General features: G+C 65.9%; 14 protein-coding genes. 10 read left to right on the top strand and 4 right to left on the bottom strand.

Going from position 1 to position 14,262, the window contains the following annotated elements; all coding sequences use genetic code 11:
- Positions 1–7: 7 nt before the first annotated feature.
- Both GGR62_RS08805 and GGR62_RS08800 read right to left on the bottom strand, forming a co-directional pair.
- Positions 8–1,183, bottom strand: a complete 1,176-nt coding sequence (locus GGR62_RS08805) for a phosphatidylinositol-specific phospholipase C1-like protein (RefSeq protein ID WP_184407530.1) — start codon at positions 1,181–1,183, stop codon at positions 8–10.
- A gap of 135 nt (positions 1,184–1,318) precedes the next feature.
- Complete coding sequence (locus tag GGR62_RS08800) at positions 1,319–3,277, bottom strand: acetyl-CoA hydrolase/transferase C-terminal domain-containing protein (protein ID WP_184407529.1); 1,959 nt, start codon at positions 3,275–3,277, stop codon at positions 1,319–1,321.
- A gap of 178 nt (positions 3,278–3,455) precedes the next feature.
- On the opposite strand from GGR62_RS08800, the gene GGR62_RS08795 reads away from it, so the two are divergent.
- The 10 genes from GGR62_RS08795 to GGR62_RS08750 all read left to right on the top strand — a co-directional run bounded on the left by GGR62_RS08795 (position 3,456) and on the right by GGR62_RS08750 (position 12,359).
- Positions 3,456–4,103, top strand: coding sequence for a thermostable hemolysin (locus GGR62_RS08795; protein ID WP_184407614.1), 648 nt, complete (start codon positions 3,456–3,458; stop codon positions 4,101–4,103).
- The gene (locus GGR62_RS08790) at positions 4,100–5,599 is read left to right on the top strand and encodes an AMP-binding protein (protein ID WP_184407528.1); all 1,500 of its coding nucleotides are present in this window, start codon (positions 4,100–4,102) and stop codon (positions 5,597–5,599) included. Before GGR62_RS08795 ends, GGR62_RS08790 begins: the two co-directional genes overlap by 4 nt.
- On the top strand, positions 5,596–6,270 hold the full coding sequence (locus tag GGR62_RS08785; protein ID WP_184407527.1) for an iron-containing redox enzyme family protein: 675 nt from the start codon (positions 5,596–5,598) through the stop codon (positions 6,268–6,270). The genes GGR62_RS08790 and GGR62_RS08785 overlap by 4 nt, the downstream gene beginning before the upstream one ends.
- Positions 6,270–7,106: an SDR family oxidoreductase gene (locus GGR62_RS08780; RefSeq protein WP_184407613.1), complete on the top strand. Its 837-nt coding sequence runs from the start codon at positions 6,270–6,272 to the stop codon at positions 7,104–7,106. Before GGR62_RS08785 ends, GGR62_RS08780 begins: the two co-directional genes overlap by 1 nt.
- Positions 7,087–7,749 (top strand): hypothetical protein, encoded by a 663-nt coding sequence (locus tag GGR62_RS08775; protein WP_184407526.1) that lies wholly within the window; start codon positions 7,087–7,089, stop codon positions 7,747–7,749. Before GGR62_RS08780 ends, GGR62_RS08775 begins: the two co-directional genes overlap by 20 nt.
- A gap of 22 nt (positions 7,750–7,771) precedes the next feature.
- Positions 7,772–8,464 carry a response regulator transcription factor gene (locus tag GGR62_RS08770; RefSeq protein ID WP_184407525.1) on the top strand — a complete coding sequence of 231 codons (693 nt, stop codon included), beginning with the start codon at positions 7,772–7,774 and terminating at the stop codon, positions 8,462–8,464.
- Between the two features lie 17 nt (positions 8,465–8,481).
- Positions 8,482–9,843 carry an ATP-binding protein gene (locus GGR62_RS08765; RefSeq protein WP_184407612.1) on the top strand — a complete coding sequence of 454 codons (1,362 nt, stop codon included), beginning with the start codon at positions 8,482–8,484 and terminating at the stop codon, positions 9,841–9,843.
- 269 nt (positions 9,844–10,112) lie between these two features.
- Positions 10,113–10,481, top strand: coding sequence for a BlaI/MecI/CopY family transcriptional regulator (locus tag GGR62_RS08760; RefSeq protein WP_184407524.1), 369 nt, complete (start codon positions 10,113–10,115; stop codon positions 10,479–10,481).
- Positions 10,471–11,775 (top strand): TonB family protein, encoded by a 1,305-nt coding sequence (locus tag GGR62_RS08755; RefSeq protein ID WP_184407523.1) that lies wholly within the window; start codon positions 10,471–10,473, stop codon positions 11,773–11,775. The genes GGR62_RS08760 and GGR62_RS08755 overlap by 11 nt, the downstream gene beginning before the upstream one ends.
- A complete protein-coding gene (locus GGR62_RS08750; protein ID WP_184407522.1) occupies positions 11,775–12,359 on the top strand; it encodes a hypothetical protein in 585 nt (194 codons plus the stop codon). Before GGR62_RS08755 ends, GGR62_RS08750 begins: the two co-directional genes overlap by 1 nt.
- A 327-nt stretch (positions 12,360–12,686) precedes the next feature.
- On the opposite strand, the gene modC is transcribed toward GGR62_RS08750, so the two are convergent.
- Together modC and modB are read right to left on the bottom strand one after the other, a co-directional pair.
- Positions 12,687–13,301 (bottom strand): molybdenum ABC transporter ATP-binding protein, encoded by a 615-nt coding sequence (gene modC / locus GGR62_RS08745; RefSeq protein WP_184407521.1) that lies wholly within the window; start codon positions 13,299–13,301, stop codon positions 12,687–12,689.
- A gap of 264 nt (positions 13,302–13,565) precedes the next feature.
- On the bottom strand, positions 13,566–14,252 hold the full coding sequence (gene modB / locus GGR62_RS08740; RefSeq protein WP_184407520.1) for a molybdate ABC transporter permease subunit: 687 nt from the start codon (positions 14,250–14,252) through the stop codon (positions 13,566–13,568).
- Positions 14,253–14,262 lie beyond the last annotated feature (10 nt).

Below are 14,262 nucleotides of genomic sequence, written 5' to 3'. Positions count from 1 at the left end.
GCGCCGATCAGTGACGCAGATCGACGCCCTTGCAATGCGCAGGCGGCAGCTGCGGAGCGCAGCGCGCCACCGCATCGCCGTCCATGCGCACCACGTAACCGTTGCTGGCCGGCTCATGTGCGGGGAAGTCGGTGCTGAGCAACTGCGCGCCACTGGCCAGCATGCTGTCGCGGCGGGTGGTGTCGTGCTGCAGCGCTTCCTTCAGGTCTGCGTCGGTCCGCGTGCGCACCAGATAGCCGGCTTTCACCAGCTGCGTGATCTTGTCGGCAGGACCATCGTTGAGTTCGGTAAATGCGGCATCGTCTTGCCCAGGCTCGGCATTGGTGAAACAGACACGGCCACGCAGCGATGGATGCCCCGGCAGGTAGCTCGCGCCGGCCGTACGTTGGTCGAGCAGAAACACCACCTTGCCGCGCGTGTCGGCCAACGACGGCCAGCCCTGCGCGCGCACTGCTGCATTGAGCGTGCGCGCGTTGCCACGGACCTGGTCGGGGCTGACGTATTCGCCAGCTTGGAACACCGAGCGGAGTTCGGCATCCAGCGCATCCATGGTCTTTGCGTCGAACGGCTCGGGCTGCACGGTGGGAAAGTCCAGCTGCACCGGCGCCTGCTTGGTTTCCAGCAGGATGAAGATCGGCACATGCCCGGGATGCTGCCTGGACCAGCTGCGCACTTGCTGCAGGCAGGCGATCAGCGGCTGGCAGTTGCTGCGCTGGTCCACGTCCTGCACGTGCATGACCTTGAAGCCAGGCTTGTCCATCACGCCGGCCGGTGCGCTGGGTGGTGCGGGCGGCAGCCCGGCCTTGGCAATCTGCGCAGCAAGCGCCGGGTGTGCGTAGCGGCCACCGTGCGCATCGGCGAATACATCCAGTTCCAGTTGCCTGACGCCATCGTCCAGTTGCTGCGTCAGCGACGGGTGGCGGTAATCCAGCGCCGCGAACAACGCAGGATTCAGCTGTTTCAGCAGCGTGGCTTCGCTGGGCGCGAAGCCGGCGTGGTAGCTGTTGTGACTACCGATGTACTGCAGGTCGGTGAGGCGCGGCGCGGCAGACAGCGCGAGCGTGGTCGTGATCGAGACACCGAACAATGCAATTTGCGCCAACTTGCTTCGCTTCGCGCGTGATGACTTCGCTTTGCGGTGAATGCCTGAATAAGACGCGGGAAAAACCGGGAAAAAACGCATGCGGTGACGCCAGGAAACAAGGTGGTCGTCATCATCCGGGCTCAGCTTGACGCAAACCTTTCCACAATGTTGCCGTCGTGCGTCAATTGCTCCAATGCGTACAACGGACTGTGTTCCATCAATACATGGATAGTTTCATTGCGGCGTTGTTTGGCGCAATGCATAGGCCAGCAAGCGTGCCTGGATGCGCTCGCCAACAGTCTGCGGTGTGTCCAATGCCATGCGTTGCAGACAGGCAGCGTCGTCGGCGTGGCCGATGCCGCGCGATCCTATCGCGCGCACCAGCGTCGTCAATTTGGCGCCGTTGGTCGCGGTGGCGGTTTTGAGCCATGTCAGTGCGCGCAGCAGACGTTGCTCGACGTCGGTGAAGTCGCTGCCAAGCGGATAATCGGGCAGGCTGCCATCGCGGCGAAATGGCGCCAGTGCCTGCTCCAGTGCCTGAGGCGTGTTGCGCTGGGCACGCGCGGGCAGTGCCGGTGCCTCACGCAGTTTGCGCGACTGCCTGGCCTGCGTGAGCAGAGCCTGCTGGAAGCGCGCATCGCAGATGCCGGCCATCTCCAGCACGCAGTCCTGATCGGTCTTGTGGCGTAGATCGGCAATGCCGTACTCGGTGATGTACAGATCGCGCAGATGGCGGGGGATGGTGGTGTGCCCATAGTTCCAGCGCACATTGCTGGCTGCATCTGCGCCGGTATCGCGGGTGGCGCGCAGCATCAGCGTGCTACGCGCCTGCGGCAAGGCATGCGCCATCGCCACGAAGTTGTACTGGCCACCGACGCCGGAGACCACGCGGCCATCTTCCAGCCCATCGGACACCGCAGCGCCGAGTGCGGTCGCCATCATGCAGGAGTTGAAGAAGCGTGCGTCGCGGCGCTGCAAACGCTCCAATGCCTCATTGCCGCCGTAGAGCTGATTGATCTCGCTGATGCGGCGCATGCCGATGGCATCGCGTGTGTCCGCATCCAGGTCGCGGAGCCATTGGTAGAAGTCGGGTGAGCCGAGATAGAACGCGCCATGCAGAAACTCGCCTTCGCGTGCCAGCCGCGCATGATCGTCTGCGTCGGCGCTGCCATCGGCGATGCGTTGCATCAGCGCCGGATCGTCGTGCACCTTGCGGCGGATCACGCCACTGCTGACCAGTTGCTTGAAGCCTTCGTTGAGCATCTCGCTGCAGCCGTACAGGCCGATCGCGAACGGCTCCAGGCCACCGCTGGTACGCACTGCAGGATGTTGTTCCAGCGCCGGGTCCAGTGCGTGCAGCACGCGCCGATAGGTTGCGTTGTCGGTATGCCGCAGCACCAGTGCATGGCTCAATGCATCGGCCAAGGTCCCGATGCCGATCTGCAAGGTGCCGCCGTCGCGCACCAGCGTGCTGGCATACAAGCCGATCGCGTAATCGACGCTGTTCACCGCTTGCCGAGGCAAGCCGAACAGCCGCGGCGACGGGCCGGGCAGGTCGATGACCAGGTCGAAGAACGTGGCATCCACTGCAGCGGTTCCGCCGATCCACGGCAGTTGCGGGTCGACTTCGGCCACCAGCATGGGGCGCGGCAAGCCGAGTGCCTGCACCGCATCCAGGGTGTCCTGGGTGATGTCGTTGTTGCACGATAACGACAGCCGCGTACCACCGGGTTCGCGTGCCACTTTCTGCACGATCAGATTCGGTGCGCGTTGCGCCACGGCCGCAGCGGCATGGGTGTAGTTGAGACTGGTGTAGTTGGCCTGCGCTTGAGTGGAGCGCAGCAGGCCACCGGATTGCATGTAGAACTCTTCCACCTGCACATGCGCCGGCAGTGCGTCGCGCAGCATGGCATCGACATAGGCAAGACGTGGGAAGTCTTCCCCGAAATGGCGTGCGACAAATGGTGCAGCAAAGCGCGCTTCAAGACCGGCGCCCGGCTTGGGCGGATTGAGCGACAGCGCGGTGTAGATCGCCAATGGCCGCGATGGCGTGTCCTTGAGCTGCGCGTAGAGTGCGTTCAACAGCCGGTGCGGTTTGCCGATGCCCAGGGGCGCGCCTACCCGCAAGGGACCGTCGATATGATGCAGGATGTGCGCGAGCGCCGTGCTCAGATCAGTTGCATGTCGATTCATGCGTCAGAGCGTAGCCGAAACGGCTGTGGTGGAGGTGCCGACACCTGTCAGGCGGCGCCCGACAGCGGGCAACGCATTGCTTCGTTAGAAATTACAACTACATAACAGTCGGCTCATGGTGACTTAATCGAGCGCGCTCAGCATGCGCTGCATGATCAGCTCAACCACGCCCTCTCGTTTGTGGTCCCACCATGGATTTGCCAGTGCCAGCGTGGTCGAGGCTGGGCATGCACAACGCCAGGAGGTGGAATCGTTCATCGCTGCGGTCTACCTGCGCCGCTACGGCGCGCAGCTGCGCAGCTTCCTTCCGCAATTGCTTGCCTACCGCGATGCCGACGGTGCGCTGATGGCCGTGGTGGGAATGCGGCTCGGCAGCACTGGCGACCTATTCGTGGAGCAGTATCTGGACGTGCCCGCCGAGTCGGCGCTGGCGACCCGCATGGCGGCACCGGTGGCACGCTCGGGTCTGGCAGAGGTGGGCAATTTCGCCGCGATCAGCTCCGGCAGCGCACGCGCGCTGATTCCGCAGATGACCCGTGCGCTGCATCACGCCGGCGTGCGCTGGGTGTTGTTCACCGCCACGCGCGGCTTGCGCAACACCTTCGATCGATTGCAACTGCAGCCGGTGGCGCTGGCGCCGGCGCTGCAATCACGCGTGGGCGATGACGGAACCGACTGGGGCAGCTACTACGCGACCCAACCGCAGGTGCTGTGTGGTGACGTTGCCGCCGGCCATGCGTTTCTGCTGGAACGCCAGGCGCTGCATCCGCAGGTGGCACGCTATGGCTTCGAGGCGATGCCCTGCCAGATGGGAGTAGGCGCATGAGCGCCGGCTTTGCACAGCTGATCGGCAACCTGCATGGGCATGCGCCACGGGTGCTGACCTCGACAGGCAGCCTGGATGCGCAGACAGCGGCCGATGCGATCGCACAATTGGCGATGCGCTTGCAGGCGGCAGGGCTGACGCGGGTTGCCAGTCGCCTGGATAACGGTCCGGACTGGTTGATGCTGGATCTGGCGCTACGCCTGATCGATGCGGTGCACGTGCCCTTGCCGACGTTCTTCTCCGATGCGCAGGTGCTGCACGCAGTGACCTCCAGCGGCGCGCAGTGCGTGGTGACCGAAGCTGCCGCCGCCGCGCCGGCCGGCACCAGCGGCACGCTGTCGACGCTTGGGCGCGAGACCTTACGCGCATGGCGGGTCGAAGCGATCGGTCCGCTGCCTCCATTGCCCGGCGGCACCGCCTGCATCACCTACACCTCCGGCACCACCGGGCGGCCCAAGGGCGTTTGCCTGTCGGCCGACAGCTTGCTCACGGTGGCCGGCTCGCTGGTGGAGGCATCGGCCGCGATCGCGCCGCGCCGGCATCTGTGCCTGATGCCCTTGTCCACCTTGCTGGAAAACGTCGCCGGGCTGTACGCCACCTTGTTGTCCGGTGCGCAGGTGGCGCTGCCGTCGCTGGCGCAGATCGGCTACACCGGCGCCAGTGGGCTGGATGTGCCCACCCTGCTGCACTGCCTGCAGCGGTATCAACCGGAGAGCGTGATCCTGGTGCCGCAGTTGTTGCTCGCCCTGGTCAGCGCTGCCGAGCAAGGCGTGGCGTTGCCGGCATCGTTGCGCTACATCGCGGTGGGCGGCGGGCATATCGGCCCCAGTCTGCTGGCGCGGGCGGGTGCATTGGGTTTGCCGGTGTTCGAAGGGTACGGCCTGACCGAATGCGGCTCGGTGGTCTGCCTCAATCGGCCGGATGCAGTGCGCGCCGGCAGTGTCGGTCAGGCGCTGGCGCATGCGCGGGTGCAGATCGTCGATGGCGAAATTCAGGTCGATGGCGTGCGCGCACTCGGTTATCTGGGCGAAGAAACGCTGCCGCCGGGGCCTGTACGTACCGGCGATCTGGGGTATGTGGACCGCGACGGTTTCGTGCACATCACCGGGCGCCGCAAGCATGTGTTCATCACCGCCTTCGGCCGCAACGTGTCGCCCGAATGGGTGGAAAGCGAATTGCTGCAACATCCACTGCTTGCGCAGGCGGTGGTGTGGGGCGAGGCGCAGGCCGACAACGTGGCGGTGCTGTGGCCGCGCCGGCCCGACAGCGACGACGCGGCCATCGCCAAGGCGTTGGCCGAGGTCAATGCCGGTCTGCCCGATTACGCACGGGTGGCGCGCTTCGTGCGCGCCGATGCACCGTTCAGCGCACACCAGGGCCTGCTCACGGCCAACGGGCGCCCCCGCCGCGACGCGATCCTCGCGCGCTACCAATCCGCAGTCGATCGCAGTTATCGGTCGCCGGCCACTGTCGTCTCTCAAGGAATTTCTCGATGACGTTTTACACATCCCTCCTGGCGCAGACCCAGGTCGAACGCGAGCGCATGACCCAAGTGCCGATCATCCAGGCGGCGCTGACCGGCAATATCGCCGGCGACGATTACATCGCGTTTCTCGGCCAGGCCTATCACCACGTGCGGCATACCGTGCCGTTGCTGATGGCCTGCGGCGCGCGGCTGCCGGCGCGGCTGGAATGGCTGCGCGAAGCCATCGGCGAATACATCGAGGAAGAGATGGGTCACCAGGAATGGATCCTGGACGATCTGGTGGCGTGCGGGCAGGCGCGCGACGCGACCGTGTTGGCCGGGCCGTCACTGGCCACCGAATTGTTGGTCAGCTACGCGTACGACACCATCCAGCGCGGCAACCCGGTCGGTTTCTTCGGCATGGTGCTGGTGCTGGAAGGCACCAGCGTGGCGCTGGCCACGCGTGCGGCCAACAGCATCGCGCAGTCGCTGGAACTGCCGCGCAATGCCTTCAGTTACCTGTTGTCGCACGGCGATCTGGATATCGAGCACGCCGGCTTTTTTGAAACACTGATGAACCGGCTCGACGACCCGCTCGACCAGCAGGCGGTGGTGCATGCGGCCAAGCGTTTCTACGTGCTGTACGGCGATCTGTTTCGCACCCTGCGCAGCGACGGCTTGCGTCTGGCGGAGGCGGCGTGATGGACCTCCACGGCAAGTGCGTCGTGTTGACCGGCGCCACCGGCGGCATCGGCAGCGCGCTCTGCGCCAGCTTGATCGACGCCGGCGCAACGGTCGTTGCAGTGGGGCGTACAGCCGAGACCTTGCAGCGCCTGGCGGCCGTGCATCCGCCCGGCCGCATCGTTCCGGTTGCGGCCGATCTGGCCAGTGAGGCGGGCCGCGCGTTGTTGCTGGCGCGTGCGCACGAGATGCGCCCGGCACCCTCGGTGCTGGTGCTTGCGCATGCGCAAAGCCAGTTCGGATTGCTGCAGGATCAGAATCCGGCCGCGCTGAGCGCAATGGTGCATCTGAATCTGACCGTGCCGATGCTGCTGGTGCAGGCGCTGTTGCCGGCGTTGTCGCGTCAGCCGGAAGCGTCGGTAGTGGCGGTCGGCTCCACCTTCGGCAGCATCGGGTTTGCCGGGTTTGCCGGCTACAGCGCAAGCAAGTTCGGCTTGCGCGGTCTGTTCGAAGCATTGGCGCGCGAGCATGCCGACACCTGCGTGCGCTTTCAGTACCTGTCGCCGCGTGCCACCGCCACGGCATTCAACCCGGCCGCGGTCGATGCGCTCAACGCAGACCTGGGAACGACGGTGGATCATGCCGATGCGGTGGCCGCAGCGCTGTTGCAATCGATCGTACGTGGCGATACGCGACGGCAGCTGGGCTGGCCGGAAAAGCTGTTTGCCCGGCTCAACGGACTGCTGCCGGAACTGGTCGACCGCGCGTTGCGCAAGCAGCTTTCCACCATCCGCCGCCACGCGCGGCCCACCGGCGTCACCACGCAGGAGCTTTCCCATGCACCGCAGTCGCCGTAAATCGCGCGTTTTCTCTGCGCTGGCGTTATGCCTGATCGCCGGTGCCGCTTGCGCAGCCGATCTGTCGCCGCAGGTGGCGCAGCTGCAGGACCGCTGGGCGGTGATCGCGTATCAAACGCCAAAACCGCAGCGGGTTGCGGCGCTGGAGGCCCTTGCACAGCAGGCCGATCAGGTGCGCCATGCCCTGCCGGACGATCCCCAAGCCTTGATCTGGGACGGCATCGTGCGTTCCAGCCTGGCAGGTGAAAAAGGCGGTCTGGGCGCATTGGCGCAGGTCAAGCTCGCCCGCACCGATTTCGAACAGGCCATCAAGCGCGCACCGCGCGCGCTCGATGGAGCGGCTTACACCAGCCTGGGCGCGTTGTACTACCAGGTGCCCGGTTGGCCGATCGGATTCGGCGACGACGCCAAGGCGCGCAGCTTCCTCTATCAGGGGTTGGCGATCGATCCTGACGGACTGGACAGCAATTATTTCGTCGGCGATTTCCTGCGCGACCAGAAGGATTGGGCGGGCGCGGAGCAAGCGTTTGAAAAGGCCGCAGCCGCGCCGCCACGGCCTGGCCGGCAACTTGCCGATGCCGGTCGCCGCAAGGAACTGGCCGCCAAACTGGCAGAAGTGCGCGCGCAGCTTGCCAAGCATTGAGCAGGCTTACAGACTGGCCCACATGCGCATTCTGCTGGTCGAAGACGATCTCTCACTGGGCGAAGGCATCCGCACCGCATTGCGGCGTGCCGCCTATGCAGTGGATTGGGTGCATGACGGCGTCAGTGCGTTGATGGCCTTGCAGGAAGACACCCTGGATCTGGTCATCCTGGATCTGGGGCTGCCGCGCATGGATGGCATCGAGGTCATCCGTACCGCACGCGCACGTGCGCTGGACACGCCGATCCTGGTACTCAGCGCACGCGAGCGCGCCGCAGATCGCGCGCTCGGCCTGGATGTGGGCGCCGACGATTATCTGGGCAAGCCATTCGACATCAACGAACTGTTGGCGCGCACGCGCGCATTGCTGCGCCGCGCCGCCGGACGTGCGCAACCGGCGTTGCAGGCGGGTGCGTTACGGCTGGATCCGGCCGGCATGTCGGTGCGCTGGCATGGCCGCGATCTGGATCTGACCCGGCGCGAGTTCGCATTGCTGTGGCTGCTGATGGAGCAACGCGGCCGCCCGATCGGGCGCGAGCGTATCCAGCAACATCTGTACGGATGGGATGAAGACGTCGCCAGCAATGCGGTGGACGTGCACGTGTATCAGCTGCGTCGCAAGCTGTCGCCAGCGCTGATCCGCACCGTGCGCGGTATCGGCTACGCGCTCGACGAACTGGCCGCCCAGGCCGCCGCCGTGCCGCCGCCGCAATGAATTCGATCCGTCGCGTGTTGCTGCTCGCCTTGCTGGGCGTGTTGTCGTTGCTGATGCTGGCTGCGGCCGGTTTCAGCTATCGCGCAGGCCTGCAGGAAGCCGGTGAGATGTTCGATGCGCGTCTGGTGCAATCGGCGCGCGTGCTGCTGTCGTTGGTGGACGAACCCTTGGACGATCTGCCGCAAGGCGAGCCGATCGTGATCCGTGGATGGCACGGGCAGGCGCAAGGCGTCGGCGAAGCGCTGGCGTTCAAGGATGGCCACGCCTACGAAACCAAGCTGGCGTTCCAGGTGCGCAATGCTGCCGGTGCGCTGGTGTTGCGTTCGGACAGTGCGCCGGCGCAGCCATTGGCGCCGCTGCGCGCCGGCTATGCAGACGTGCAACTGGCCGATGGGCAATGGCGCACCTTTACGTTGCACTCGCCGGGTGGGCGCTGGTTTCAATCGGCCGAGCGCGCCGACATCCGCGAAGAGCTTGCCGAAGATATCGCGCTGGGAACCTTGTTTCCGCTGCTGATGGCCTTGCCGTTGATGGCGCTGTTGATCTGGGCCGTGGTGAACTGGGCCACGCGTTCGTTGGTGCGTGTCTCCGACGAGATCGGCGAACGCGACCCCAAGCGGCTACAGCCGCTGCAGCCGCAGCACATGCCACGCGAAGTCCACGGCTTGGTACGCGCGGTCAACGGGTTGATGGACCGTGTGCAGGACGGCTTGGAGCGCGAGCGTCGCTTCATCGCCGATGCCGCACACGAACTGCGTACGCCGATCGCGGCGTTGAAGGTGCATGCGGCCAATCTGCGCCTGGCCGCCGATGCGCAGGAGCGCGACGAATCACAACAGCAACTCGATGCCAACGTGCTGCGCATCGAACGCATGGTCGCGCAATTGCTTGCCTTGAGCCGGGTCGAAGCGGTGACTGCCTTGCCACGGCGCAGCGTGAGTCTGGACACGTTGGTGCGCAGCGAATCCGAAGACGTGCTGGCGGTTGCGCTGCAGCGCCAGCAGACCGTGGAGCTGGCACTGCAGCCGGTGCTGGTCATCGCCGATGAAACCGCGTTGTCGCTGCTGCTGCGCAATCTGTTGGAGAACGCCGTGCGCTACACCCCGCCGGGTGGGCGCATCCGCGTCAGCACGCACGCCGAACCGTCGCCGATGCTGGTGGTGGAAGATTCCGGCCCCGGCATTGCGGACGCGGCGCGCGAACGCGTTTTCCACCGCTTCCATCGAGAGCTGGGCACCGGGGTGGAAGGCAGCGGCCTGGGTCTTTCGATCGTGCACGACATTGCGGTGGCACATGCGGCGCACGTGCAGCTGGATGAAGCACCTACGTTGGGCGGTTTGCGCGTCAGTGTGCGATTCGCGGGCAGTCCGGTCAGCTGACCGAGACCGCGCATGCGGTGGCATTGCTTGGCCCGATGGCTAGGCAATGTGGTCTGCATATGCTGGCTAGGACATCGCCATGGCCCGGCATCTGCAGCTCGATCTCCAGCGATCCGTAACGATGCAGTGGGTGAGGTCGGCCCGCTATCGGTCGCACGATCTGCCGGCGTCTACCACCGCCGTCGGGAACAGCCGCCAGCAAGCCAAGCGCCTACTTGACAAGCAATAAAATTACGCGCGTAATCGATAAAAATTACGGGTGTAATCGTATGCCGATCAGCGATGCCGAAGCAGTGGTGATGCAGGTGCTCTGGGAGGCGGCGCCACGCAGCGCCGACGACGTGGTGGCCGCGTTGGCATCGCGCAGCGACTGGGCCGAGCCCACCGTCAAGACGCTGCTCAACCGCCTGCTGGCCAAGGGCGCCATTTGCGCGGTGAAAGAGGGGCGGCGCTACCTCTACTCGCCGCTGCTGGAGCGCGCGCAATGGGTGCAGCAACAGAGCGAAGGATTGCTGCAGCGCCTGTTCGGTGGGCGGGTGGCGCCGCTGGTGGCGCACTTCAGCGAGCGCGGACAACTCAGCGCGTCGGACATCGCGGAATTGAAGCGGCTTCTCAAGGAGTTGGACGATGAACCTTGATGCATCGGTGCTGTTGCTGCGCGCAACCTTGTACATCACGGCTGCGTTGCTGGCGTGCCTGCTGGTGCGCCGTCCACTGCGTGCCTGGCTGGGTGCCACCGCGGCCTATGCGATCTGGGTCTGCGTGCCGCTCGCGTGGGTGGCTGCCTTGCTGCCAGGCCCGCCCGCCAGCGCAAAGGTGCTGACGTTGCCAACACTGGCTGCCATGCCGGCACTTTCCAGCGTGCGTGGCGAAGGCGATGCGTGGCGTGTCTGGTTGGCAGCCGCGTGGCTTGTTGGCGCGGTCTTGATGGCCGTGGCGTTGTGGTGGCGGCAACAGCGCTTCCTGCGCAGTCTGGGGCCGCTACAGATGCTGGATGGCAGGTTGTGGGCGGCTGCGCACGATGTCGGTCTGCCTGCGTCGCTGGGACTGTGGCGCCCGCGCATCGTGGTGCCGGCCGACTTCGAGGTGCGCTACAGCGCCGATGAGCGTGCCTTGATTCTGGCGCATGAACGGCTGCATCTGCGTCGCGGCGATCTGCATGCCAATCTGCTTTCGGCGGTGATGCTCTGCATCGGATGGTTCAACCCGCTGATGCATCTGGCCTGGCGCGCGTTCCGGCTGGATCAGGAACTGGCCTGCGATGCCGGCGTGCTGGCGCAGCACCCAGGCAAACGACGCAGCTATGCCACCGCAATGCTCAAGACCCAGCTTGGCCCCGGTTGCACGCCGCTGGGCTGTCATTGGGCTGCGTCGCATCCATTGACGCAACGGATCGCGGCATTGCGCGGCCCCGTGGCCGATGCCAGGCGCGCGCGCTGGCGCGTGGCGTCGGTGCTGCTGCTGGCTGCGACACTCAGTACGGCGACCTGGGCCACGCAGCCCGCACGCGTGGCGACACCCGCGCACGCCGCGCCTGCAGCCGGCAACGCGCTGGATTTCGCCACGCTGCAGCCACCCACGTATCCGGCAACTGCGTTGGCTGCTGGCACCGAGGGCTTTGTCGAACTGCAGATCGATATCGACCCAAGCGGCGTACCGCAGCGCATCGCCGTTGTGCAGAGCACGCCGGCCGGCGTGTTCGATCAAGCGGTGCTGGACGCAGCGCGCCGATGGCGGTTGAAGCCCGCGATTGCACACGGCAAGCCGGTTGCATCCAGCGTCCTCGTGCCGGTCAGGTTTGCGATGGATGCGCCGGAGCCGGAGAGACCGGCTACCGCCGCCACTGCCGCCACCGCGCGATCGGATGCGGCACAGTCCGGCCGACTCGCCGGTTGCACCGGATCAGGCTGTTTGAAGCAGGAGACGCTGTGATGCGAGTCGGTCGGATCTGCGGTGCACTTCTCGCGCTGTCGCTTGGCGCATGCGCAACACCACCCGTGCAGGAACAGCAGCGCAGCCAGCGCGAAGATTCGGTGGACCAGCGCATGTTGAGCGCGCAGTCGGGAGGTAATGGCGATGCCGCCATCCAGTCCTACACGCTGGCGCCGACCCAGCGCTTCCGGATGCCGCGCGCGCTGCACAGCGAGGCCCCGGAGCTGCCGGCCGACTCGCCACGGCAGAGCTTGCCGCCAACCACCGTGTGCACGCATGTGATCCTGAGCGCCGAAGGCGCGGTACAGCGCGTGGATCCCATGTCCGACCGCGACGAATGCGCCGCCGGTCTGCTGCCGGACAATGCCGATCTGGTGCAGGCGGTGCGCACCACGGTGCAGCATTGGGAGTTCGTGCCGGCCGCGATGTGCACGTTCGCGCCCGGTGTGGCGCAACCGGCGGCGTCGGACGACTGCAGCGGCGCCAGCCGCGAAGAGCCGGTGCCGGTGACGCTCTCGTACGCGTTCACCTTCGAGGTGCGGCAAGGCAAGGTCAGCGTACGCACCGGCAAGGTTGCGCGTTGAGATGCGCGGCCAACAACGCCGCTGCGTGCAGTGGCGGACGGACGTGGCAAGCGCTCGGACGTGCCATGTGCCACACGCGAGCGCGCTGTCCGCATCCAGCTGACCGCCACTGGCCAGGTCTTTTCAGCCGCGCCATGTGCCTTGTTTCAAGCAAGGCGCGCGTTGCCGGCTTGGTGCCTGCCGCCAGGCGGGTGCAGCAGCATGCACAGTTTGACGCGGCCGATCACCGGCCGAAGCGAGCGGTTCGTGCACGGATGCGCGGTGCGTGTTGAACGTCGATCCTCGATTATTCCTTCAGCCATCGCAAAACCATTCCGTCGGCCGCGCTCACTCCAGCACATGCACGCTATCGGCGATGCGCTGCACTTCGTCGGGATTGTGGCTGACGTACAACATCGGCAGACGGATCTCGTCGCGCACGCGCTGCAGGTAGGGGATCAATTCCTCACGGCGTGCCTGATCCAGCGCCGACAACGGCTCGTCGAACAGCAGGATTGCCGGCTGCGATAACAGGGCACGGCCGATCGCCACGCGTTGCGCTTCGCCGCCGGAAAGATTGCGCGGCCGGCGCTGCAGCAACGGCGCAATGCCCAGCAGTGCCACCACATCGTCGAAGCCGAAGGGCGAAGCGCCACGGGCATGCCGGCCGTAACGCAGGTTGCGTCGCACATCCAGATGCGGGAACAGCCGCGCATCCTGAAACACATAGCCGATCCTGCGCTTGTGCGTGGGCAGGTTCACGCCGTGCTGGCTGTCGAACAGACATCGCCCATCGATATGGATGTGCCCGGCCTGCGGGCGCACCAGCCCGGCAATCGCGTTGAGAACGGTGCTCTTGCCCGCGCCGGACGGGCCGACCAAGGCCACCACGCGTGCGTCATCCTCGATACGCAGATGCCGTGTGAAGTTGCCGCGTTGCAGCTGCAGGTCGAGATCGAGCATCAGAGCACGCGTTCGTTACGTGAGTGGCGTGCGCCGCGCCGGGATGCGGTAACGATAGGTCGGCGGGGAAAAATCCTCATGCATGACGCCCGGGCGATGGCATGGCAGCGGGCATGCATCCGCATGGCTGTTCGGGCTGGGGCTGCCAGAGCGCGCGCCAACGTTGCGCTGTTTGATGTATCCACGCATCAGACAGTGCGCAAGGCATCGCCGACGGACTCTCCTGTCTCTCCAACCCACGTTGTTCGAAAAACGAATGCATCGCTATTGCTCCTCGCGTGGAAGTGGCCGGCGCACCAGCCACTCCGATAGCAGCAAGGCCGCCAGCGAGATCGCCAATGCAACCCCCGCCAGCCGCCAGACGCCCGATTCCATGCCCGGCACCTGCATCAGGCCGTAGATGGCCGACGACAAGGTCTGCGTTTCGCCGGGGATGTTGGATACGAAGGTGATGGTTGCGCCGAATTCGCCCAGGGCCTTGGCGAACGCCAGCACCATGCCGGCCACCAGGCCGGGCCAGGCCAGCGGCAAGGTGATGCTGAAAAACACCCGCCACGGGCCAGCGCCCAGCGTGGCGGCGGCCGCTTCCAGGCGGCGATCGGTCGCTTCGATGGACAGGCGGATCGCACGCACCATCAACGGAAACCCCATCACCGCGCAGGCCAGCGCGGCACCGGTCCAGCGGAACGCGAACTGCACACCGACATGCTCCAGCAGCCAACTGCCGACCGGCCCCTGCGTGCCCAGCACCACCAGCAACGCATAACCGGTGACCACCGGCGGCATCACCAGCGGTAGATGCAGCAGTGCGTCCAGCAGCGCCTTGCCGGGAAAGCGTCGCCGCGCCAGCAGCCAGCCGCAGGCGATGCCCGGCGGCAGGCTGGCGATCGCCGCGACCAGGGCGACCTTGAGACTCAAGCCGATCGCGGTCAGCTCTTGCGGGGTGAACATCGACAAGCGC

Source organism: Xanthomonas sp. 3075 (assembly GCF_014197275.1).
Classification (GTDB): Bacteria; Pseudomonadota; Gammaproteobacteria; order Xanthomonadales; family Xanthomonadaceae; genus Xanthomonas; species Xanthomonas campestris_B.
The sequence above is the reverse complement of the archived record's forward strand: the minus strand, read 5'-3'. Positions and strand labels throughout refer to the sequence as shown.